Raw genomic sequence first — 21,823 nt, 5'->3', positions numbered from 1 at the left:
TCTTGCTCCTCTTGAATCGTGCTGCGGCGCGCGCCGCTCAGACGACCCGCACGGCGAATTCGCCGATTCCTGCCACACCGCCCGTCATCAGATCGCCCTTGACCACGGCGCCCACGCCTTCGGGCGTGCCCGTGTAGATCAGGTCGCCGGCCTTGAGTTCGAACAGCGTCGAAAGGAACGCGATCGTGTCGGCAACCGGCCAGATCATCTGCGAGATATCCGAGCGCTGTTTCTCCTCGCCGTTGACTGCGAGCCAGATTTCGCCCTTCTCGAGCTGGCCGATCTTTGAAACCGGATGGATCGGGCCGATCGGCGCCGAATGGTCGAAGCCCTTGGCCGTATCCCACGGACGACCGAGCTTCTTCGCCTCGCCCTGCAAGTCGCGGCGTGTCATATCGAGGCCGAGCGCGTAGCCAAACACGTGGTCGAGCGCGCTCGCGACCGGAATGTCCTTGCCGCCTTTGCCGATTGCCGCGACGAGTTCCATCTCGAAGTGCACGTTCTGCGATTGTGCGGGGTACGGAAATTCGGCGGTCGAGCCCGGTGCAACGTAGAGCACGGCGTCGGCGGGCTTGGAGAAGAAGAACGGCGGTTCACGGTTCGGATCGTGGCCCATCTCGCGCGCATGCGCTTCGTAGTTGCGGCCAACGCAATAGATGCGCCGCACCGGGAAACGCGTGTCGGTGCCTGCCACCGGCACCGAGGCGAGTGCCGCCGGTTCGAATACGTACGTCATGGAGTTCTCCGTCTTTGTGATGGCGCGTGCACGAAGCACGGGTGCCTGTCGATCGCGCGGCTTGCGCCGTCAGAACAATCGCGAGTGTAACGCGCGGCGGTGGGCGTGCGCGGCGGCGTCTTCACGCGGCCGGCCGGGCGCGGCCGGCGATGCGTGCCCGGCGAGGCACCGCGTGCTCGTGCGATACTTCCCGCATCCCCATTTCAATACGACGGCGGCCCTCGGCACGCCGTCGAACGAACCGCGCCCATGACCGCCGCCGACTCCACCGACATCTTCCCGTGCGCCCGCTTCATCAAGGAGATCGGCCGCGGACCGCACGGCGCTCGCTCGCTTTCGTCCGAAGACACGCACGCCCTTTACGCCGCCATGCTCGACGGCCGCGTGCCCGAGCTGGAGCTAGGCGCGGTGCTGCTCGCCTACCGCCTCAAGGGCGAAACCGCGGATGAGCTGGCCGCCATGCTCTGCGCGGCGCACGCCTCGTTCGCGCCGCTCGCGGTGCCGCGAGGCGACTATCGGCCTGTGTCGATCCCAAGCTACAACGGCGCGCGCAAGCAGCCGAATCTCGTGCCGCTGCTCGCCTTGCTGCTCGCGCGCGAAGGTGTGCCGACGCTCGTGCACGGCGTCGTGACCGATCCGGGTCGTGTCACGAGCGCGGAAATCTTCGCGGCGCTGAATCGTCCCGAAGCACGCGATCACGCCGAAATCGAGGCGCAACTGGCGTCGGGCCGCGTGGCGTTTTCGTCGATCGACACGCTCGCGCCCAAACTCGCGCGCCTGCTCTCGATGCGCCGGCGCATGGGCGTGCGCAACTCCACGCATACGCTCGTGAAGCTGCTGCAGCCGTTCGCGGAGCCGGGCCTGCGTCTCGTGAACTACACGCACCCGCCGTACCGCGAAAGCCTCAGCGCCCTCTTCGCGGCGCATCCGGAAGCGGCGGTGGGCGGCGCGTTGCTCGCGCGCGGCACTGAGGGCGAAGCCGTCGCCGATACCCGCCGCCAGGTGCAGGTCGACTGGCTGCACGACGGCATCTGCGAAACGCTGGTCGAACCGGAGCGCTCGTCGCCCGGCGCGCCCGAAATCGATCTCCCCGAAGGCCGCGATGCACCGACTACAGCCGCCTGGATCGATGCTGTGCAGCGCGGCGAAGCGCCGGTGCCGGATGCGCTCTCGCGCCAGATCGAGACGATCAAACGCATCGCGAAGCGCTGACGATCGAACCCGAAAACCCGGCGCTCAAGCCGCCGAGGGCCGCGCGGGGCGGGCGACGCGCGTGGTCCGCCGCAAGCGTATCGGCGCGCTTCATCGGCCATCTTCACGCATCTTCACGCGCCCACCAGCAAATTCGCTGTTGACACGCGCAGCCGCCCTGATTTACATTGGACGAATGCGTTCCTACCCGAACACCCTCCGAATTACCTTCGGCCGACTATCGGCCCTATCGCTACGCCTGGCCTAAAGCTGGTGTAGCGCCGCAACGACCCCTCCTCCGGTCACCGCGGTCCTCCCAAAGCAGTTCTCGCAGTACCCCAAATCCGCTGTATCTCTACAACTTGTCGTCTGCATTCGTCCGCTTACCGTTCGGACGAGTCGCGAGGTCAAAATGCACGTTGCATGGGCATCGTTCACGTCCGCTTTCGCCGCGCCGGTTACCGCCGTCACCGTGGCCGTCTTCTTCGCGTCCGAGGTTTCCGCCCGTACGCGTGAGGTTTCGCGCATCGTGCTCCGTCGCCAGCCCGCCAACCGCCCGCTGCCGACCACCATCGCAAACGACACCATGAAGAACGAGGCTCGTCATGTTGCGTAATCCCGCCGAGAAGTACCGCCCCTTCCCCGCCATCCGATTGAACGGCCGCAAATGGCCCGCGCGCACCGTCGAGCGCGCGCCGATCTGGATGAGCACCGACCTGCGCGACGGCAACCAGTCGCTGATCGAGCCGATGAGCATCGAGCAGAAGACCGAATTCTTCGAAATGCTCGTCGCGATCGGCTTCAAGGAAATCGAAGTCGGCTTTCCGTCCGCTTCGCAGACCGACTTCGATTTCGTGCGCAAGCTGATCGACGAAAAACGCATTCCCGACGATGTGACGATCGAAGTGCTCGTGCAGGCGCGCGAAGAATTGATTGCACGCACGTTCGAAGCGCTCGAAGGCGTGCCGCGCGCCATCGTCCACCTCTACAACGCGATCTGCCCGTCGTTCCGCAAGATCGTGTTCGGCCAGTCGAAGGAGGAAGTGAAAGCGCTCGCGGTCGAAGGCACGCGCATCATCCGCGCACATGCCGACAAGAACCCGCAAACGCACTGGATTTACCAGTATTCGCCCGAAACCTTCAGCATGACCGAGCTGACCTTCGCGCGCGAAGTCTGCGACGCGGTGGCCCAGACGTGGCGCCCGACGCGCGATCACAAGATGATCGTGAATCTTCCGGCGACCGTCGAAGCGGCGATGCCCAACGTCTACGCCGACCAGATCGAGTGGATGGACCGCAATCTCGCGTACCGCGACAGCATCGTGCTGTCGGTGCATCCGCACAATGACCGCGGCACGGCGGTGGCCGCCGCCGAGTTGGCGCTGCTCGCGGGCGCGGACCGGATCGAAGGCTGCCTGTTCGGCAACGGCGAGCGCACCGGCAACGTCGATCTCGTCACGCTCGCGATGAACCTCTACACCCAGGGCATCGACCCGGGCCTCGACTTCTCGGACATCGACGCCGTGCGCCGCGTGGTCGAGCGCTGCAACCAGTTGCCCGTGCATCCGCGTCATCCGTATGCGGGCGACCTCGTGTTCACGGCGTTCTCGGGCTCGCACCAGGACGCGATCCGCAAGGGCTTCGCGCAGCAGCAGCCCGACGCCGTCTGGGAAGTGCCGTATCTCCCGATCGATCCCGCCGACCTCGGCCGCAGTTATGACGCGGTGATCCGCGTGAACAGCCAGTCGGGCAAGGGTGGCGCGACTTATCTGCTCGAGCGCGGCATGGGCTTCACGCCGCCGCGCCGCGTGCAGATCGAGTTCAGCCACGCCGTGCAGACCGTCGCCGATACGTCTGGCGAAGAGATCACGGGCGAGGCGGTCTGCGCACTGTTCGCGCGTGAGTACTTCGAAACGCGCGGGCCGGTTGCCAACGCCGGTTCGGGCCGCGTGCGCTGGGAAGGCCGTGATGTGGCCATGCCGGCTGCCACGAGCAGCGATGAGGCACATGCGCAAGCTGTGGCCGCCGCCATCGCGGCACTCGCCGGCGAGCACATTGAAATCACGTCGTTCGAGACTGAGCGCACCTCGCAGGGCGGTACGGCCGTGTTCGTCGGCGCGCGCGTGGGCGGCCAGCCGCTGCGCCACGGCGTCGGCGTGGGCGAAGACGCGGTCCATGCGTGCGTCGCGGCAGTGGTCAGCGCGGTGAACCGCGCGGCCTGGCCGCAAGTGGATCGGCGCGCGGCGGCCTGACGCCTTTCGCGCGTGTCGCGCGCTGTGCGCGAAGCAGTTTGGGTTTCAGCAGGGAAATCGGCGGCATTGTTGAGCGCCGGCGGCAAAACGGGCCGCCGGCGTGCGCCTGAAGCGCCTACACGGCGTTTCAGCGAGTGGACTTACCGGTCATCACTCGATCGCGCAACGCGTCGCCTGCCATGCGAGCAGACGCCAGTGGCCCCCTTCCTGCGTCTGGATCGCCGTATAGGCAATCGGAAAGAGCAGCGCACCGTTGTTCGCTTCCATCTCGATCAACACGCGGCCGGAGACCACGCAGGCCTCGTTGCCCGCGTGCAGCACGTCCTGCGACTGGATCTCGATCTGGCGGTAGCGGCGGCGGCCGGCCGTGATCGCGTCGATGAACTGCTGCTTGGTCTCGCGTTTGCCGTTGGTGTGGACGAAGGTCGCGTGATCGGACAGCAACTGGTCCAGCGACGTGCCGTCGCCGTCGACCATCGCGCGAAAGCGCTCGCGCTCAAGTCCGCGAATCGCATCGATCAGTTTTGCCGCCATCGCTCGAGCCCCTTGCGCGTTGGCCCGCGCCTGAGCGCAGATCTCCGCCGAAGATTTCTGCATACGTCTGGCTGAAATTTATACCAGGTTTTGGCACAAGGATACTTGCGATCAAAGACATCGCCTCCATCTATGGTGCATACGCCACGCGCCCGGTGAGAACTGCGCCTGGCGTAGCGACATCTCCGCGGCCGCGCCCGGATGTCGCAGCGCAGCACTTTCCGCTTTATCCGATGTCTATTTCTCAGATTGTGTGACAAGGTCCTGGCGCTGCGCGGCCCCTCGAACGTCGCTGATTTCACCCCTTATTTCCCGCGCACTTCGCGCCGGACGCTGTCCCGTACTAGAGTGTTCCTTCGGCCTGCCCCTTGCGCAGGCCAGCGCCGGGCGCCGGGCCCCGCCCTGCTTGATTGCCGGCGTTTAGTGTAATCTATCGATACAACCATTTCGATAGGAATCAAAGAACCTTGAAGCCCCTACAGACTCCAAGTATTAGCACTCGGGGATTCAGAGTGCTAACATCCACCGTGGAGTCGGTGTCTGACTTTCGCAAGATTCCTGAGGAGTTCGCTACGTGAGCAACGCAATGACCATGACCCTTCCGAGTACGCTGAGCCCGTCGTCGGCCAAGGCCGGGGGCTCATTGGCGCTCGCGAATGCTTCCCTGTTGCCCGGCCAGCTGGGCAACATCGACGCTTATATTCAGGCCGTGAACCGGATCCCGATGCTGACGCCACAAGAAGAGCGTCAGTTCGCGACCGAGTTTCGCGAGCAGAACAATCTTGAAGGCGCGCGCCGCCTGGTGCTGTCGCACCTGCGCCTCGTGGTGTCGATCGCGCGTAATTATCTCGGCTATGGCCTGCCGCACGCCGACCTGATCCAGGAAGGCAACATCGGCCTGATGAAGGCCGTGAAGCGCTTCGACCCCGAGCAGAACGTGCGCCTGGTGTCGTACGCCATGCACTGGATCAAGGCTGAGATCCACGAATACATCCTGCGCAACTGGCGCATGGTGAAGGTCGCCACGACCAAGGCGCAGCGCAAGCTGTTCTTCAACCTGCGCAGCCACAAGCAGGGCCTGCAGTCGTTCACGCCGGAAGAGATCGACGGCCTCGCGCAGGAACTGAACGTGAAGCGCGAAGAGGTCGTGGAGATGGAAACGCGCCTGTCGGGCGCCGACATCGCGCTCGAAGGCCAGACCGAAGACGGCGAGGAGTCGTTCGCCCCGATCGCCTGGCTCGCCGACTCGCACAGCGAGCCGAGCGCCGTGCTCGCCGCACGTTCGCGCGACCGCCTGCAGTCGGACGGCATTGCGAGCGCGCTGGAAGCGCTCGACGCACGCAGCCGCCGCATCATCGAGGCGCGCTGGCTCAACGTGGACGACGATGGTTCGGGCGGCTCGACCCTGCACGAGCTGGCCGACGAGTTCGGCGTTTCGGCCGAGCGCATTCGCCAGATCGAGGCGAGCGCCATGAAGAAGATGCGCACCGCCCTCGCCGACTACGCGTAAGCGTCGCCAGGTCTCACCGGCACACCGAAAACCCCGTTCCCGCGAACGGGGTTTTTCTTTTGCGCGCACCACACGCTGCGCACCTTCGCACCGGCCTCGCTGATTCCACCCTAAGATGATTTCGAGGTGGTGAGCCAGAGGCCGCGCCGCGGTCTGGCCTCGTAACGCGTTCGAGGGCACCCGTCGCCATGATCCCGGCATCCGGTCAACGCCAGCGCACATCGTCGCTGCTGCGCACGCGCATCCTCCAGTGGATGCGCGGCCCCACCTTCGCGCGCGATATTGCCCTCGTTCTTGCCGTCAAGCTCGTCCTCTTGATGGCGCTCAAATACGCGTTCTTCAATCATCCGCAGGCAGAAGACATGAGCATGCCGCCTGCCGCTGTCGCGCAGGCCATCCTGGCCGTGCCCGAGTCTACGGCGCTCAAGCCGTCATTGTCCCAATCCCCGACCATGCCGCCCCCGCGAGGAGACCGTCATGCCCACGATTGAATCGGTGGAACTCTCGCGTCTTCAGTTCGCCATCACCGCGCTCTACCACTTCCTGTTCGTGCCCCTCACGCTCGGCCTCTCGTGGCTGCTCGTCATCATGGAGTCCGTCTATGTGATGACCGGCAAGGAGATCTACAAGGACATGACGCAGTTCTGGGGCAAGCTCTTCGCCATCAACTTCGCGATGGGCGTCACCACCGGCCTCACGATGGAGTTCCAGTTCGGCACCAACTGGTCGTACTACTCGCACTACGTGGGCGACATTTTCGGCGTGCCGCTCGCCGTGGAAGGGCTCGCGGCGTTCTTCCTCGAATCGACCTTTGTCGGGGTGTTTTTCTTCGGCTGGAATCGCCTGTCGAAAGGCGCACACCTCTTCACCACGTTTCTCGTCGCACTCGGCTCGAACCTCTCGGCGCTGTGGATTCTCATCGCCAACGGCTGGATGCAGAACCCCGTGGGTGCGTCGTTCAACTACGAAACCATGCGCATGGAACTCACCAGCCTGTTCGCGGTGATCTTCAACCCCGTCGCGCAGGTGAAGTTCGTGCACACGGTTTCGGCCGGCTATGTGACGGCGTCGATGTTCGTGCTCGGCATTTCGTCGTGGTACCTGCTGCGCCGGCGCGACGTCGAGTTCGCGCTGCGCTCGTACGCGATCGCCGCGGGCTTCGGCCTTGCGTCCACGCTATGCGTGCTGATCCTCGGCGACGAATCGGGCTACACCGACGGCGTGGTGCAGCAGGTCAAGCTCGCCGCCATCGAGGCCGAATGGGAAACCGCGCCCGCCCCCGCGCCGTTCACGCTATTCGGTTTGCCTAACCAGAAGGAAGAGCGCACCGACTACGCGATCCGCATTCCCTGGCTGATGGGCATCATCGCCACGCGCTCGATCGACACGCCCGTGATCGGCCTGAAAGACCTGATGGGCCGCGCCGAAGTGCGCATCCGCAATGGCATGCTCGCCTACGCCGCGCTTCAAAAGATGAAGGAAGGCACCGCCGACACCGAAACGCGCGACGTGTTCGAGGCGCACAAGGCCGATCTCGGCTACGGCCTGCTCTTGAAGCGGTTCACGCCGAACGTGGTCGACGCGACTTCCGGCCAGATCAGGGCCGCGTCGCGAACGGCGATTCCGGCCGTCGCGCCGGTGTTCTGGTCGTTTCGCGTGATGGTGGGTCTCGGCATCCTCTTTCTCGTGACCTTCGTACTCGCCTTCTGGTTCTGTGCGCAGCGCTCGCTGCTCAAGGACAGCCGCCGCTGGTTCCTCGGCTGGGCGCTGGTGGCGATTCCGCTGCCGTGGCTCGCCGCCGAGTTCGGCTGGGTCGTCGCGGAAACCGGCCGCCAGCCGTGGACCATCGCGGAAGTGCTGCCCACGCGTCTTTCGGCTTCGAGCCTCGCACCCGGCGACGTGATGCTGAGCATCGCGGGCTTCGTGATCTTCTACACGCTACTCTTCATCATCGAGATCACGCTGATGTTCAAGTACGCGCGCCTCGGGCCTTCGTCGCTGCATACCGGTCGCTACTTCCACGAGCAGACGGCCGCGCTGGCTACCAGCGGCAAGGTCTCGTGATCGCTGCAAGACACCGAAAGACGCGGGGAAACACGCCATGGACTACGCAACGCTCAAGTTGATCTGGTGGGTGCTGATCGGCGTGCTGCTGATCGGCTTCGCGCTCACCGACGGCTTCGACATGGGTGCGGCCGTGCTGCTGCCCTTCGTCGGCAAGACCGACGAGGAGCGCCGCATCGTCATCAACGCGGTCGGCGCGACGTGGGAAGGCAACCAGGTGTGGTTCATCACGGCGGGCGGCGCGATGTTCGCCGCGTGGCCGCTCGCCTATGCGGCGTCGTTCTCGGGCTTCTACTTCGCGATGCTGCTCGTGCTGTTCTCGCTGTTTTTCCGTCCCGTGGGCTTCGACTATCGCGGCAAGCGCGTCGATGTGAGATGGCGCCAGGGCTGGGACTGCGGTCTTTTCATCGGCGGCTTCGTGCCGGCGCTCGTGTTCGGCGTGGCGTTCGGCAATCTGCTCCAGGGCGTGCCGTTCGCCTACGACACGGACCTGCGCGTGACGTATCACGGCAGCTTCTTCGCACTCCTCAACCCGTTCGCGCTGGTTTGCGGGCTGGTGAGCCTCTGCATGCTCACCGCGCACGGCGCGGCGTTCCTGAAGAGGAAGACCGATGGCGTCGTCGCCATGCGCGCTTCGAAGGCGCTACGGCTTTTCTCGGCGCTCACGATCGTGTTGTTTCTCGTGGCGGGCGCGCTCGTGGCGACGCTCATCGGCGGCTATACGATCACGTCGCCGGCGCCGCTCGATACCGTGGCCAATCCGCTCCTGAAACGTGTCGATGCGGGGCCCGGGCTCTGGCTCGCGAACTACGGGCTTTATCCGTGGATGGCGCTCGCCCCTGCCGTGGGCGTGCTCGGCGGCGTGCTCGCATTCGCGCTCGCGGGCTCGCGCTTCGAGCGGCTCGCGTTCGTGAGCACGGGGCTGCAGATCGTCGGCGTGATTCTGACTGCGGGCTTTTCGATGTTCCCGTTCATCATGCCCTCCTCGCTCGACCCGCGTTCGAGCCTCACCGTCTGGGACGCAACCTCGAGCAGGATGACGCTCGAGATCATGCTGGTAGCCGTCATCATTTTTCTGCCGATCGTGCTCGCCTACACGGCGTGGGTCTATCGCGTGATGCGCGGCAAGATCACCGCCAGCGCGATACAGGACAACCACCATACGCTGTACTGAGCGCCCAGGCGACTGAGCGGCGCTGGAAACGAAAACGCCGCGGCAGGTGCCGCGGCGTCTTTCACAGGCATACAACGAATCGATTACGCCGGCTGGAGCGCCAGCTCGCGTGCATAGCGCGGCGCAGCGTCGCCGACCACGATGTGCAGCGTATCCGCCGAAGTCCACACCGCGTCGAGCGCGCCGAGCTTCTCGCGATCCACGGCCGCCGGGTCGCGCACGATCACGCGCAGGCGCGTGGCCGCCACCGCGTCGAGCGAAACGATGTTGCCAACGCCGCCGAACACCGCGAGCCAGCGCGACGGATTCGGATCGAGCGGGCCATGCGCGATATCCGCGCTCGCGCTCGCCTGAGCAGCCAGAACAGCCTGTGCCGCAGGCGGCGCCGCGGGAGCCGCCTTGCCAGCCGCGGAACCGCCGCGGGCGATCTCTCCGCGAATCTCATCGGCGATGATGTCCGCTTCCGGCCCGATGACGACCTGCACGCTTTCGCCGCCACGCTTGAGCACGCCGCGCGCGCCGATCGCCTTCAAGGCCGGCTCGGAAACATGTGCCGGATCGGCCACCGTGAGACGCAGACGCGTCGTGCAGGCATCGACCACCTTGAGGTTGGCCGCGCCGCCCAGCGCATCGATGTAACGCGCCGCACGCGAGAGCGATGCCGCCGCCGCGCCGCCGGCTGCCACCGCAACGCCCGACATCGACGAGGCGATTGCCGTATCGCCCGCCGAAGCTTCACGGCCCGGCGTGGGCAGATTGAAGCGGCGGATGAAGAAGCGGAACAGCACGTAGTACACGACCGCATAGACCACGCCGAGCGCAATTGCATACCAGCCGTGCGTGGAGAGCCCGTAGTTCAGCACGTAGTCGATCGCGCCGGCCGAGAAGGTGAAGCCGAGCTTGATGCCGAGCAGCGAGCAGATCGCGAGCGACAGCCCCGTGAGCACCGCGTGGATCGCGTAGAGCACGGGAGCGAGGAACATGAACGTGAACTCGATCGGTTCGGTCACGCCCGTGAGGAACGAGGTCAGCGCCATCGAAAACAGCAGGCCGCCCACCATCGCGCGCTTGTCCTTCGGCGCTTCGTGCAGCATCGCGAGACACGCTGCCGGCAGGCCGAACATCATCACCGGGAAGAAGCCGGCCATGAAGCTGCCCGCCGTGGGGTCGCCCGCGAAGAAGCGGTGCAGGTCGCCCGTGACCGCCGCACCGCCGGCTGCCGGCGTGAACGAGCCGAACACGAACCACACGAGCGAGTTGAGGATGTGGTGCAGACCCGTGACGAGCAGGAGCCGGTTGAGCAAGCCGTACACGAAGGTGCCGATCGCGCCCGCCGTGGTGAGCCAGTGGCCGGCGGTGTCGATCACGCCCTGCACCGGTCCCCAGACGTAGCCGAACGCGATACCCAGCGCGAGACACGTGAGCCCCGTGACGATCGGCACAAAGCGTTTGCCGCCGAAGAACGCGAGGAACTCGGGCAGCTTGATGTCCTTGAAGCGGTTGTACAGCATGCCCGCGACGACGCCGGCCACCACGCCCGACAGCACGCCCATGTTGAGCTTGTCGTTGATGTCCTTCATCACGGCGGTCTGGACCAGATAGCCCAGCGCACCCGCGAGGCCGGCGACGCCGTTGTTATCCTTGGCGAAGCCCACCGCAATGCCGATCGCAAACAGCAACGGCAGGTTATCGAAGATCGCGCCGCCCGCGTCGGCGATGATCTTGATGTTGAGCATGTCGGCCTGGCCGAAACGAAGCAGGATGCCGGCGACCGGCAGCACTGCGATGGGAAGCATCAGCGCGCGGCCGAGGCTTTGAATCTTGAGAAACGGATTGCCATCCATTGAACTGCCTCCAGTCTCTATCTCTTGCTTGACGTGTGTGGGTGAGAGAAGCCGGCGCGCGATCGCTGCGCACGCCGGCATGTTTCCAAGGATTACTTAGGGTGGGTGAAACAGAAATCATCAATCGAGCGGCCAGCTTTCGCGGCTTGCCGCACGCACGGCTTGCGCCGATTCGAGTGCGAGGGCGTTCTGCGCACGCTGGCGGCAGTCGTTGTAGTCGAGCTTGCGCACGCGCGCCTTGATCGACGGCACCGAAACCGGATCGACGGAAAGCTCCGTCACGCCGAGGCCGACGAGCAGCGGCACCGCGAGCGGATCGCCCGCCAGCGCACCGCACACGCCGACCCACTTGCCGTGCTTGTTCGCGCCTTCGACCGTCGCTGCCACGAGACGCAGCACGGCCGGGTGCAGCCCGTCGGCTTGCGCCGCGAGGTCAGGCTGGCAACGGTCCATCGCGAGCGTGTACTGCGTGAGATCGTTGGTGCCGATCGAGAGGAAATCGGCGTGGCGCGCGAGCTGGTCCGCGAGCAGCGCCGCCGAGGGCACCTCGATCATCACGCCCACTTCGACCGGCTCCGTGCGGCCCGCTTCGCGTGCCAATGTGTCGATGCGCTCGCGCAGACGCACGAGTTCGCCCACGTCGGTCACCATCGGCAGCAGGATGCGCACCTTGCCCGCCGGCTTCACGGCAACGAGTCCGCGCAGCTGATCGTCGAGCAGATCGGGCCGCACCTGCGCGAGGCGGATGCCGCGCAGACCCAGCGCCGGATTCGGCTCGGGCGGCAGCGTGAGATAGTCGACTTCCTTGTCCGCGCCCACGTCGAGCGTGCGGATGATCGCCGTGCGGCCCGCCAGTGCGTCCGTGATGGCCTGGTAGCTCTGAAGATGTTCGTCCACCGTGGGCGCGGCCTGGCGATGGATGAAGAGCAGCTCCGTGCGCAGCAGCCCCACGGCGTCCGCGCCGTTATCCACCGCCGTGTTGGCATCCTCCAGCGTCGCGATGTTCGCGGCGACTTCCACCGCGTGGCCGTCGCGCGTGGCTGCGGCCTCGTGCGACGTGCGGCGGTTCGCTTCGCGCACGCCGGCCAGGCGCTGCTTTTCGCTGCGCGCGCGTTCGATGTCGAGCGCGCTCGGCGTGTACGCAAAGCGGCCGGCGCTCGCATCGATGACGACTTCGGTGCCCTCGGGCACCGCATGCAGCGCGTCGCCGAGCGCGACGAGCGCCGGAATGCCGGCCTGGCGCGCGATGATCGCGGCGTGCGAGGTCGCGCCGCCGCGCGCCATCACGAGCGCCATCACACGCTTGCGGTCGAGCGAGGCGAGATCGGAAGGCGTGAATTCGTCGGCGGCGAGCACGGCTTCTTCGGGCAGCGTACGCGCGGCCGCGTTCGACAGACCGAGCGCGCGCAGCACGCGCTTTTCGAGGTCGCGCAGGTCGGCGGCGCGCTCCGCTAGCAGCGGATCGTCCACCTTGCCGAGCACCGCAATCTGCGCGCGAATCGCTTCGCGCCACGCGTAGCCCGCGCTCTTGCCGAGGCTGATCGCGTCGCGCGCGGCGTCGACGAGCGTCGGGTCTTCGAGCAGCACGCGGTGCATCGTGAAGATGCCCGCCTCGCCGATCGCGCCGCGCTGCGACGCCGTGCGCACGCTCTGGTTCAGCTCGGCGTCGACAGCGGCGATCGCCTTGTCGAGCGCGCGGCTTTCCGCGGCCGACGTACCGCTCGCGAGTTCGGGCGGCGTCAGTTCGGCTTCGTCCCAGCGCACCAGCTTGCCGACCGCGACGCCCGGCGCGGCGCACACGCCCGCGAGCACGCCCGGCTCGGCGGAGGACGCCACGGCGGCCGCGGCTTCCTGCATCACGGGCGCGGGCGACTGCTGCCGCGCCGGCGCTTCGCCGTGCTCGCCGGGCGCTTCGCGCAGGAGCTCGTTCGCGACCGCGTCCACGGCGCGCTGCGCCTCCAGGCCGATGCCGACGAGTTCGATGGTCGCGCCCTCGCCCGCGCCGAGGGCGAGCAGGCCGACGACGCTCTCGATGGCGGACTTGCGCTCGCCGAAGCGCACCTCGACGCGCGCGTCGATGCCGCGCACCGCTTCGCGCGCCCGCGCCGCGGGCCGCGCATGGAGGCCGCCCGCATGCGTAAGTGTGACGCTGCGGCGCACTTCGTTTGCGATCAATTCATGGGCGGCTGCGATCTCCGCGCCGTCACGCACGCGCAGCACGAGCAGCGCGGACTTGCCCGCTTCGACGTGACCCGCGCCCGCGCGCTCGATCACTTCGAATGCATCCGAATTGGCGATCGCGACGACCGAAACGAGGCTCGGTGCATTGCACGCCACCACGTCGAGATCGAACTCGATCAAGGTGTCGCCGAGCCGCACCTGAGCGCCCTGCGCGACCTTCGGCGTGAAGCCCTTGCCGTTCAGCTCGACGGTGTCGATGCCGACGTGCATGAGCACCTGTGCGCCTTCCGCCGATTGCAGCGTGACCGCGTGGCCGGTGCGTGCGAGATGCACGACGATGCCGTCGCACGGCGCGACGACGCGGCCGACGAGCGGATCGACGCCGATGCCGTCGCCGAACAACCCTTCCGAGAACACCGGATCGGGCACCGACGCGAGCGGCACAACCGGGCCGGTGAGCGGAGAGACCAGTACGATGTGCCCCTCGGCGCGAGTATGCGGATCCATCAGGCGAGACTCCTCGATGCGTTCCATTCGCTTTCCAATCTAGTGTGTTTCGGTGACTTTGTTCAGGTAACGCGGCTCGTCAGGATTGCGGCCGCGCGCGGCGGCAAGGCCCGCCGCCATCACGTAGAACGACAAAATGGCCGCGATGGGATCGAGTGCCGCGTCGGCAGCCGTTTCGAGCGGCAGCGCAGCGCCAGCCACGTCGGCGGGCGCCGCGAGCAGCACGCGCGCACCGCGCTTTTCCATGTCGCGGGCGAACTCGATCAGGCCCGCCTGCTCCGGCCCGCGCGGGGCGAACACGAGCAGCGGGTAATCGCGGTCGATCAGCTCCATCGGGCCGTGGCGCACCTCGGCGCTCGAAAACGCTTCGGCCTGAATGCCCGAGGTTTCCTTGAGCTTGAGCGCAGCCTCCTGCGCAACGGCGAGGCCCGGACCGCGACCGATCACAATCATCTGTTTCACGTCGCGCAATTCTTCGACGGCCTTCGACCAGTCGAGCGTGCCCGCGCGATCGAGCGCGTCGGGCAGCGCGCGCACGGCGTCGAGGAACGCGGCGTCGCGCTGCCAGAAGCCGACGAGTTGCGCCGACATCGCGAGCATCGCGATATAGCTCTTGGTGGCCGCCACGCTCAGCTCGGGACCGGCGAGCAGCGGCAGCTCCATGCCGGCGGCCTCGGCGAGCGGCGAGCCCGCGACGTTGACCATCGCCGCCGTCAGCGCACCGGCTTCGCGCAGCGCCTTGATCGTCGCAACCAGATCAGGACTCCTACCTGATTGGGAGAAAGCGAGGGCAAACTGGCTGCGCACGCGTAAGGGCGCCTGCTGGAGCGTTGCGATCGACATCGGCAGCGTGGCGACCGGTATGCCGATGCGGCTCATGGTGAGCGCAGCGAAGTAGCTCGCCGCGTGGTCCGAACTGCCGCGCGCGACGGTGAGCGCGACATGGCGCGGTTCGGCCTCGAGCGCGCGGGCGAGCGCCTCGACGCGCGAGGTGTCCGCGAGTTGCGCGGCGACAACGCTGGCCGAGGCCAGCGCTTCCTTAAGCATATTCGACAATCGATTCTCCTTCGACGTAGGTCGCGGTGAGCGCCAGCTCGCGATCGAACACGTTGACATCGGCCCATGCGCCGCGCGCGAGGCGGCCACGGTCTTCGATGCCGAGGTAATCGGCGGCATAGCGCGACAGGCGCGCGGACACGTCTGCGATCGGCAAGCCGATCGAGACGAGGTTGCGCAGCGCCTGGTCCATGGTGAGGGTGCTGCCCGCGAGCGTGCCGTCGGCGAGGCGCACGCCGCCAAGGCACTTCGTCACGTGCTGGCTGCCGAGGCGGTATTCGCCGTCGGGCATGCCGGTGGCCGAGGTGCTGTCGGTCACCACATAAAGGCGCGGAATGGCGCGCAGCGCGGCGCGGATCGCGCCCGGATGCACGTGCAGCAGGTCGGGAATGATCTCCGCGTACTCGGCATGCGCGAGCGCCGCGCCGACTACGCCCGGGTTGCGATGGTGCAGCGGCGACATCGCGTTGAAAAGGTGCGTGAAGCCGCAGGCGCCGTGTTTGAGCGCGGCCAGGGCGTCGTCATAGGTCGCGAGCGAGTGGCCGATCTGCACGCGCACGCCGCGCGCCGCCATCTCGCCGATGATCTCGATATGGCCCGCGATCTCGGGCGCCACGGTCACCACGCGAATCGGCGCGATCGAGAGGTACTTGAGCACTTCGTCGAGCACGGCCGAAACGGCGGCGTCGGGCTGCGCGCCGAGCTTGCCCGGATTGATGTACGGCCCTTCGAGGTGCACGCCCAGCACGCGCGCGCCACCCACCGTGCGGTTGCGCGTGACGTTGCCGAGGCCCGCGACCACGTTCATCAGCTCGTCGCGCGGGGCGGTCATGGTGGTGGCGAGCAGGCTCGTGGTGCCGTAGCGGGCGTGGGTGCGCGCGATGGTTTCGATCGCGTCGCCGGCTTCCATCACGTCGGCGCCGCCGCCGCCGTGCACGTGCAGGTCGATGAAGCCCGGCAGGATGTAGGGCGCGTCGTTGTTCGCCGGATCGGTGGCCTCGCCCGTGATCGCGGTGATGCGTCCGTTCTCGAACGACAGCGTGCCGTGGATCCAGCCTTCAGGGGTGAGTATGTTTCCGCTCAGCATGAGAGTTTTCCGATGAGGCGCATCGAAGCGCGGTAGGACGTTTCGGTGACGTGCATGAGAGAGACTGCGGCGGCGCTCACTGGCGCAGCTCCGCAACGAAGTCGTAGTAGCCGTCGCGGCAATAGGTGTCGGTCAGCTCGATGGCGCGCTGATCGGCGGAAAAGCCCACGCGCGTGATGACGAGCAGCGCCGCGCGCGGCTCGACGCCCATCAGCGCGGCGATCTCGCCCGTCGCGTTGACCGCGCGAAAGTGCTGCAGGGCGCGTACCACGGGCACGCGGTGCTGCTCGAGATACGCATACAGCGAGCCCTCGATGGCTTCCGGGTCGGGCACGATCGACACGGGCAGCGCCGAATGCTCGACGGCCATCACGGTGCCGTCGGCGCGGCGCAAGCGGCGCAGGCTCGCGACCGAGGCGCCCGGCGAGAGGCCGAGCTGCACGATCTCTTCGCGGTGCGCGGGCCGGACCTCGCGCGCGAGCCACACCGAGTCGGGCGTGAAGCCGCGCTGCTCCATTTTCTTCGTAAAGCCCGTGAGGCGCGAAAGCGGATCTTCCACGCGCGGCGTGATGAAGCTGCCCGCACCGCGTGCGCGCCGGATCAGCCCCTGCTCCACGAGCAGCTCGATCGCCTTGCGCGCGGTGATGCGCGACACGCCGATGGCGTCCGACAGCGTGCGCTCCGAAGGCAGCGCTTCGCCGGCCGACCACACGCCGCAGTGAATGGCCGTGGCAAGGTTGCGCGCCAGCTGCAGATAGAGCGGCGTCACATTGCGCGCATCGGGCATCAGGGCAGACCAACGGGTTTCCATGGACTTGGCGCCAGCGGTTGGACGATCGTGGGGGGCCGGACAGGCACGCTGCGTGGCAGTGCCGGTGGTGCAGATTGGTCCGGTGTGAAAGCGAGCCCATTATATAACCACAATAAGACCAGTCAACAGAGGCCACCACACCGCAGGGAATCTAAAAAACATCGTTAAAAATCAATGCATTAAACGAATACACAAGGCTCCGGCGGGGTGCAGTTCGACATCAGGATTTACCCTGGAGGGTATCTTGGGGGCGCCACAATGGGACCAGGGTGGCATCAACAGGTTAGCTGACATAGGCCCACCGTAGTACCGCCGTAGGACCAGGACGCGACTGCAGCAGGAACCGTCGCGGAGACCGCGATCGTGCACGCGCAATAAAAAACGCCGTGGCGGTCGCCACGGCGTTCGGGAGCTCCCGCGTCGATTGGACGCAGGCAGCCGCTGCTCGAAGGTCCCTTAGAACGACGGAACCATCGAGCCCTTGAACTCGTTCTTGATGAACTGGCGCACGTCTTCCGACTGGTACGCGGCGACCAGCCTTTTCACCCAAGGCTTGTCCTTGTCCTGGGTGCGAACGGCGATCAGGTTCGCGTACGGGCTGTGGATGTCCTCGATGGCGATCGCGTCTTTGGTCGGCTGCAGGCCGGCCGCGAGCGCGTAGTTCGTGTTGATCACGGCGGCGTCCACGTCGCCGAGCGCACGCGGAAGCTGCGCGGCGTCCAGTTCGACGAGCTTGATCTTCTTCCGGTTTTCGGCGAGGTCGAGCGGCGTCGCGTTGTTGCCGTTGACGCCCGCGCCAGCGCGCAGCTTGATCAGGCCCTTGCTTTGCAGGAGCAGCAGCGCGCGGTTTTCGTTCGACGGGTCATTCGGCACGGCGACCTTCGCGCCTTGCGGCAGATCGTTCAGCGATTTGAGCTTCTTCGAGTACACGCCGATGGGCGAGATGTACGTGAGGCCCGCGTTCACGAGCTTGTAGCCGCGCTGCTTGATCTGGCTGTCGAGATACGGGCCGGTCTGGAAGCTGTTGGCGTCGAGCTCGCCGGCGTCGAGCGCGGCGTTCGGCTGCACGTAGTCGTTGAATTCGACGACCTTGACGTTCAGGCCTTCGCGCTTGGCGACCTTCTGGACGACGGCCCAGACTTGCGCGTCCGGACCCGAAACGGTACCGACCTTGATGACCTGGTCGTCGGCGCGTGCGCCGAAGCTGGCTGCGAGCGTGGTGGCGGCGATGCCGGCGAGGAGTGCTTTAATCAGATTTCTGCGCTGCATGAAGAGGATGTTCCTGCGTGGTTTTGGTATTGCTCCGGTTCCGTGGCGTTGAGCGCCATCTGCCGGACGATATAAATCGTCTCATATGGAACCGGTTTCGGGAAATAATGAATTCGCATACTGGTATGCGCGCGCAGCCCTGAGGCGTGCGGCGCGCGTTCGCCTCTCGAGGCGCACACGCCGCGCTTCCCTTAGTCGGGATTCGAGCCGAGAAGGATCTTCAGATCGTGCAGCCAGGGCGTGACGCCCTGCCCGTCGCGCGCAAAGAGGCGCAGCTTGCCGGTCGTGTCGAACACGTAGCTCGCGGCGGTGTGATCCATCGTGTAGCTATCCGGCGTGTTGCCGGGCACCTTCGCGTAGTACACGCGGAAATCCTTCGCCACCTGCTTGAGCTGGTCCTCGTTGGCCGGACGCAGCCCGATGAAGGTCGGATTGAACGCGGCCGCGTACTGGCCCAGGATGTGCGGCGTGTCGCGCTCGGGATCGACGGTGACGAACAGCACCTGCACTCGCCTCGCCGCATCGGGCCCGAGCTGCTGGAGCGCCTGCGAAAGCTCGGCCATGGTGGTCGGGCAAACGTCCGGACAGTGCGTGTAGCCGAAGAACAGCACGACCACCTTGTCCTTGAAGTCGGCGAGCGTGCGCGTCTTGCCGCTGGTGTCGGGCAGCGCGAAGTCCTTGCCGAACTGGGTATTGCCGGTGATGTCGAGGTTCGAGAACGCGGGCGGCTGCTGGCCGCAGCCCTCGAGAACCAGCGTGCCGCCGAGTGCGCCTGCAGCGGCAAGCGCGACGACCGTGGCGCGCACGAAGCGCGCAAGCGTGCGGTGGGCCATGTCGTTACGCCGCGATGAGCGCATGCACGTAATGGTCGACGAGCAACGCCATGAACAGCAACGAGAGGTAGACGATCGAATAGCGGAAAGTCTTGCGCGCCAGTGCGTCGGAATATTCGACGTAGATCTTCCACGCGTAGGCGAGGAATACGGCGCCGAGCAGCACGGCCGAAGCCAGATACAGCACGCCGCTCATGCCCGAGATGTACGGCATCAGCGTGACCGCGAACAGGATCACGGTGTAGAGCAGGATGTGCAGACGCGTGTACTTCTCGCCGTGCGTGTTGGGCAGCATCGGCAGGCCGGCGTTTTCGTAGTCCTTGCGGCGGTAGAGCGCGAGCGCCCAGAAGTGCGGCGGCGTCCACACGAAAATGATCAGCACGAGAATCCAGGCGTCGCCGGGCACGTGGCCCGTCACCGCGGCCCAGCCGAGTGCAGGCGGCATGGCGCCCGAGGCGCCGCCGATCACGATGTTCTGCGGCGTGGCCGGCTTGAGCAGCAGCGTGTAGATGATCGCGTAGCCGATGAAGGTCGCGACCGTGAGCCACATGGTGAGCGCATTGGTGAACGTGTACAGCACCCACATGCCCAGGCCGCCGATCACCGCCGAGAAGATCAGGATCTGCGTGCTCGTGATCTCGCCGCGCGCCGAAGGACGCCAGGCAGTCCGACGCATGCGCGCATCGACCTTTTGCTCGACGAGACAGTTGATCGCGAAGGCCGCACCGGCTGTGAGCCAGATGCCGACGGTGCCGCCGATCAGCTGCTTCCAGGGCACCATGCCGGGCACGGCGAGGAACATGCCGATGACGGCGCAAAACACGGCGAGTTGCGTGACGCGCGGCTTGGTGAGCGCGAGATATTGGGAAATCCGGCTACCGGGCGTCTGGGATAGGGTTGTACTTTCCATAGGGCGGGATCACACCGCAGCGGTGTCGCGCGCAGGGAGAACGGCGCGGCCGGGGCGGCTACAAGCAATTCGAAAGTTTAGCACGACGACCAAAAGCAGCAGGATCGCCGCGCCACCGTTGTGCGCCACTGCCACGGGCAGCGGCCACTGCAGCACGATGTTGGATAGCCCTGTCAGAAATTGGATAAAGATCACGATCATGATCCAGTTTGCCGGGCGTCGCAGCGAGGCATAGCGTCGCAACTTGAGGGCGAACCATACCAGATAAGCGATCACGACGAACGCGAAGGTGCGGTGCGTCCAGTGGATTGCGACGAGCGCGTCCTGCGTGATCACGTCGCCGTTGCCGTCCATGCCGAGCGCGCGCCACACGTGGAAGCCGTGATGGAAATCCATCGGCGGAATCCACGCGCCGTTGCAGGTCGGGAAGTCGGTGCAGGCCAGCACCGCGTAGTTCGTGCTCACCCAGCCGCCCAGCGCGATCTGCAAAACGAGCAGCACGAGCGCCGCCAGCGCGGCCATGCGCCAGCGCGCGGCGTCCGGCTCGTACGCGGGCAGCGGCGTCATGCGCGCGGCGAGCCAGGCGAGCGAGCCGAGCAGCGTGAGGCCGAGCAGCAGGTGCGTCGTGACGATGATGGGTTGCAGCTTCATCGTCACCGTCCACGCGCCGAACACGCCCTGCACGAGGATCAGCCCGAGCAGCGCCGTGGGCCACCACGGCGACACATGCAGCGGCAGGCGCTTGATGCGCGCGCGCCAGGCAATCGCCATCTGCGCGATGATCAGCACACCGATCGCCATGGCGAAATAGCGGTGGATCATCTCGATCCACGCCTTCGTCATGCTCACGGGGCCGCTCGGCATGGCCAGATGCGCCGCGGCAATCTGCACGTGCGCGATGAACGGCGACGACGTGCCGTAGCAGCCCGGCCAGTCAGGACAGCCGAGACCCGAGTCGGTCAGGCGCGTAAAGCCGCCGAACATCACGAGGTCGAGCGTCATGAACGTCGTGAGCCACACGAGCTTGCGAAACTTGTTGTCGTCGGCCTTGACCCAGACCCACGAGAGCGGCAGCAACGCGATGCACAGGCCGATCAGGCCCAGCTCCAGGATAAACATCTCTCTTACTCTTCTCTGTCAGACTCGCGCTGCGCACCTTAACCGATGCGGGACCACTTGAGCAGTTTAGTGACGTCTTGTTTGATTTTCGACGGATCGGCTTGCGCCGGGAATCGCATCATCAGGTTGCCGTTCGGATCGACCAGATAGATGTGGTCGGTGTCGTTCGTCGTCTGCGTCGCGGGCAGCCACGCCGCGACGGCGACCGGATCGGCGCGCAACGCGCGCGTGTCCGCGTAGGCGCCCTTCACTTTCGCCGGGACGCTCGTGTCGTCGGTGCGCAGCCAGACCGGGACGATGCGCTCGCGCTCCTGGCCCTGCGTCGCGCGCACCTGGCGCATGAAATAGAGCTTCGTGGCGCAGGCTTCGTCGCAGGCGCCGCCATTCACCGAGATCATTAGCCAGCGGCCCTTGAGCGAGGCGAGCGGCACTTCATGGCCGTCGTCGCCCGTCACCATGAGCGCGCCGGGAATGGGCCGCTGCGGCTCGATGAGCGTGCCATAGCTCGTCGAGCCGCCCTTCGGCTTGATCACGTAGTACGAGAAGTACGAAATCGCGATCGGCGCGCCGCAGATGAGCATGATGATGAGCAGCGTCCAGCGGCCACGCCGCTTCGCGTGATTCTGCGCGGACGTGGCGGCCGGCTGTGCGGCTTGTCTGGCCTGGGCGGAACGGGGGGATTGCGTCGACACTCTCGTGGAACCTCGCTTCTGTCGCTTTCAGTTGTCCATGTGCTGCACGCGCA

Annotated in this window: 19 protein-coding genes; 7 read left to right on the top strand and 12 right to left on the bottom strand. The window is 66.2% G+C overall.

The window, feature by feature from the left end; translation table 11 throughout:
- Positions 1 to 37: 37 nt before the first annotated feature.
- Positions 38 to 736, bottom strand: coding sequence for a fumarylacetoacetate hydrolase family protein (locus AB3X99_RS21995; protein WP_342949527.1), 699 nt, complete (start codon positions 734 to 736; stop codon positions 38 to 40).
- 249 nt (positions 737 to 985) lie between these two features.
- Between AB3X99_RS21995 and ybiB the strand changes: the two genes are divergently transcribed.
- From ybiB to leuA, 3 genes are all read left to right on the top strand, one after another.
- The gene (ybiB, locus tag AB3X99_RS21990; RefSeq protein WP_368618118.1) at positions 986 to 1,948 is read left to right on the top strand and encodes a DNA-binding protein YbiB; all 963 of its coding nucleotides are present in this window, start codon (positions 986 to 988) and stop codon (positions 1,946 to 1,948) included.
- A 391-nt stretch (positions 1,949 to 2,339) separates the two neighbouring features.
- Positions 2,340 to 2,543: a hypothetical protein gene (locus tag AB3X99_RS21985; protein ID WP_069264900.1), complete on the top strand. Its 204-nt coding sequence runs from the start codon at positions 2,340 to 2,342 to the stop codon at positions 2,541 to 2,543.
- Positions 2,533 to 4,179: a 2-isopropylmalate synthase gene (gene leuA, locus AB3X99_RS21980; RefSeq protein WP_368618117.1), complete on the top strand. Its 1,647-nt coding sequence runs from the start codon at positions 2,533 to 2,535 to the stop codon at positions 4,177 to 4,179. Before AB3X99_RS21985 ends, leuA begins: the two co-directional genes overlap by 11 nt.
- A 150-nt stretch (positions 4,180 to 4,329) precedes the next feature.
- Here the strand turns inward: leuA and AB3X99_RS21975 are convergent, their stop codons facing one another.
- Entirely contained in the window at positions 4,330 to 4,713 is a 384-nt protein-coding gene (locus AB3X99_RS21975; protein WP_028201838.1) for a nuclear transport factor 2 family protein, read from the bottom strand.
- 574 nt (positions 4,714 to 5,287) lie between these two features.
- Between AB3X99_RS21975 and rpoH the strand changes: the two genes are divergently transcribed.
- From rpoH to cydB, 4 genes are all read left to right on the top strand, one after another.
- Positions 5,288 to 6,223 (top strand): RNA polymerase sigma factor RpoH, encoded by a 936-nt coding sequence (gene rpoH / locus AB3X99_RS21970; RefSeq protein ID WP_069264904.1) that lies wholly within the window; start codon positions 5,288 to 5,290, stop codon positions 6,221 to 6,223.
- Positions 6,224 to 6,411: 188 nt separating this feature from the next.
- Entirely contained in the window at positions 6,412 to 6,714 is a 303-nt protein-coding gene (cydP, locus tag AB3X99_RS21965) for a cytochrome oxidase putative small subunit CydP (RefSeq protein WP_368618116.1), read from the top strand.
- Entirely contained in the window at positions 6,701 to 8,287 is a 1,587-nt protein-coding gene (locus AB3X99_RS21960; RefSeq protein WP_069264906.1) for a cytochrome ubiquinol oxidase subunit I, read from the top strand. The genes cydP and AB3X99_RS21960 overlap by 14 nt, the downstream gene beginning before the upstream one ends.
- 37 nt (positions 8,288 to 8,324) lie before the next feature.
- Positions 8,325 to 9,461 carry a cytochrome d ubiquinol oxidase subunit II gene (gene cydB / locus AB3X99_RS21955; protein ID WP_368618115.1) on the top strand — a complete coding sequence of 379 codons (1,137 nt, stop codon included), beginning with the start codon at positions 8,325 to 8,327 and terminating at the stop codon, positions 9,459 to 9,461.
- 83 nt (positions 9,462 to 9,544) lie between these two features.
- On the opposite strand, the gene nagE is transcribed toward cydB, so the two are convergent.
- The 10 genes from nagE to AB3X99_RS21905 form a co-directional block, all read right to left on the bottom strand.
- Positions 9,545 to 11,305 (bottom strand): N-acetylglucosamine-specific PTS transporter subunit IIBC, encoded by a 1,761-nt coding sequence (gene nagE, locus AB3X99_RS21950; protein WP_368618114.1) that lies wholly within the window; start codon positions 11,303 to 11,305, stop codon positions 9,545 to 9,547.
- Positions 11,306 to 11,425: 120 nt separating this feature from the next.
- Complete coding sequence (gene ptsP / locus AB3X99_RS21945; RefSeq protein ID WP_368618113.1) at positions 11,426 to 14,020, bottom strand: phosphoenolpyruvate--protein phosphotransferase; 2,595 nt, start codon at positions 14,018 to 14,020, stop codon at positions 11,426 to 11,428.
- 12 nt (positions 14,021 to 14,032) lie between these two features.
- Complete coding sequence (locus tag AB3X99_RS21940; protein WP_368618187.1) at positions 14,033 to 15,040, bottom strand: SIS domain-containing protein; 1,008 nt, start codon at positions 15,038 to 15,040, stop codon at positions 14,033 to 14,035.
- Positions 15,033 to 16,136: an N-acetylglucosamine-6-phosphate deacetylase gene (gene nagA / locus AB3X99_RS21935; RefSeq protein WP_368618112.1), complete on the bottom strand. Its 1,104-nt coding sequence runs from the start codon at positions 16,134 to 16,136 to the stop codon at positions 15,033 to 15,035. The genes AB3X99_RS21940 and nagA overlap by 8 nt, the downstream gene beginning before the upstream one ends.
- 76 nt (positions 16,137 to 16,212) lie before the next feature.
- Positions 16,213 to 16,947 (bottom strand): GntR family transcriptional regulator, encoded by a 735-nt coding sequence (locus AB3X99_RS21930; protein ID WP_324148451.1) that lies wholly within the window; start codon positions 16,945 to 16,947, stop codon positions 16,213 to 16,215.
- A 456-nt stretch (positions 16,948 to 17,403) separates the two neighbouring features.
- Positions 17,404 to 18,216: a MetQ/NlpA family ABC transporter substrate-binding protein gene (locus AB3X99_RS21925; protein WP_368618111.1), complete on the bottom strand. Its 813-nt coding sequence runs from the start codon at positions 18,214 to 18,216 to the stop codon at positions 17,404 to 17,406.
- Between the two features lie 191 nt (positions 18,217 to 18,407).
- Positions 18,408 to 19,049, bottom strand: a complete 642-nt coding sequence (locus AB3X99_RS21920; RefSeq protein WP_368618110.1) for an SCO family protein — start codon at positions 19,047 to 19,049, stop codon at positions 18,408 to 18,410.
- A gap of 4 nt (positions 19,050 to 19,053) precedes the next feature.
- A complete protein-coding gene (gene cyoE, locus AB3X99_RS21915; protein WP_069264928.1) occupies positions 19,054 to 19,959 on the bottom strand; it encodes a heme o synthase in 906 nt (301 codons plus the stop codon).
- Between the two features lie 9 nt (positions 19,960 to 19,968).
- Entirely contained in the window at positions 19,969 to 21,078 is a 1,110-nt protein-coding gene (locus AB3X99_RS21910) for a COX15/CtaA family protein (RefSeq protein WP_342949536.1), read from the bottom strand.
- A 38-nt stretch (positions 21,079 to 21,116) separates the two neighbouring features.
- A complete protein-coding gene (locus AB3X99_RS21905) occupies positions 21,117 to 21,770 on the bottom strand; it encodes an SCO family protein (RefSeq protein ID WP_368618109.1) in 654 nt (217 codons plus the stop codon).
- Positions 21,771 to 21,823: the final 53 nt, after the last annotated feature.

The organism is Paraburkholderia sp. BR10882 (assembly GCF_040948855.1).
Taxonomy (GTDB): Bacteria; Pseudomonadota; Gammaproteobacteria; order Burkholderiales; family Burkholderiaceae; genus Paraburkholderia; species Paraburkholderia nodosa_A.
This window is presented reverse-complemented; position numbering and strand designations above follow the sequence as displayed.

What these genes read in the sequence shown, in the direction of transcription:
- AB3X99_RS21995 (WP_342949527.1), bottom strand. Translation starts at nt 736, where the DNA reads ATGACGTACGTATTCGAACCGGCGGCACTCGCCTCGGTGCCGGTGGCA.
- ybiB (WP_368618118.1), top strand. Translation starts at nt 986, where the DNA reads ATGACCGCCGCCGACTCCACCGACATCTTCCCGTGCGCCCGCTTCATC.
- AB3X99_RS21985 (WP_069264900.1), top strand. Translation starts at nt 2,340, where the DNA reads ATGCACGTTGCATGGGCATCGTTCACGTCCGCTTTCGCCGCGCCGGTT.
- leuA (WP_368618117.1), top strand. Translation starts at nt 2,533, where the DNA reads ATGTTGCGTAATCCCGCCGAGAAGTACCGCCCCTTCCCCGCCATCCGA.
- AB3X99_RS21975 (WP_028201838.1), bottom strand. Translation starts at nt 4,713, where the DNA reads ATGGCGGCAAAACTGATCGATGCGATTCGCGGACTTGAGCGCGAGCGC.
- cydP (WP_368618116.1), top strand. Translation starts at nt 6,412, where the DNA reads ATGATCCCGGCATCCGGTCAACGCCAGCGCACATCGTCGCTGCTGCGC.
- AB3X99_RS21960 (WP_069264906.1), top strand. Translation starts at nt 6,701, where the DNA reads ATGCCCACGATTGAATCGGTGGAACTCTCGCGTCTTCAGTTCGCCATC.
- cydB (WP_368618115.1), top strand. Translation starts at nt 8,325, where the DNA reads ATGGACTACGCAACGCTCAAGTTGATCTGGTGGGTGCTGATCGGCGTG.
- nagE (WP_368618114.1), bottom strand. Translation starts at nt 11,305, where the DNA reads ATGGATGGCAATCCGTTTCTCAAGATTCAAAGCCTCGGCCGCGCGCTG.
- ptsP (WP_368618113.1), bottom strand. Translation starts at nt 14,020, where the DNA reads ATGGAACGCATCGAGGAGTCTCGCCTGATGGATCCGCATACTCGCGCC.
- AB3X99_RS21940 (WP_368618187.1), bottom strand. Translation starts at nt 15,040, where the DNA reads ATGCTTAAGGAAGCGCTGGCCTCGGCCAGCGTTGTCGCCGCGCAACTC.
- nagA (WP_368618112.1), bottom strand. Translation starts at nt 16,136, where the DNA reads ATGCTGAGCGGAAACATACTCACCCCTGAAGGCTGGATCCACGGCACG.
- AB3X99_RS21930 (WP_324148451.1), bottom strand. Translation starts at nt 16,947, where the DNA reads ATGGAAACCCGTTGGTCTGCCCTGATGCCCGATGCGCGCAATGTGACG.
- AB3X99_RS21925 (WP_368618111.1), bottom strand. Translation starts at nt 18,216, where the DNA reads ATGCAGCGCAGAAATCTGATTAAAGCACTCCTCGCCGGCATCGCCGCC.
- AB3X99_RS21920 (WP_368618110.1), bottom strand. Translation starts at nt 19,049, where the DNA reads ATGGCCCACCGCACGCTTGCGCGCTTCGTGCGCGCCACGGTCGTCGCG.
- cyoE (WP_069264928.1), bottom strand. Translation starts at nt 19,959, where the DNA reads ATGGAAAGTACAACCCTATCCCAGACGCCCGGTAGCCGGATTTCCCAA.
- AB3X99_RS21910 (WP_342949536.1), bottom strand. Translation starts at nt 21,078, where the DNA reads ATGTTTATCCTGGAGCTGGGCCTGATCGGCCTGTGCATCGCGTTGCTG.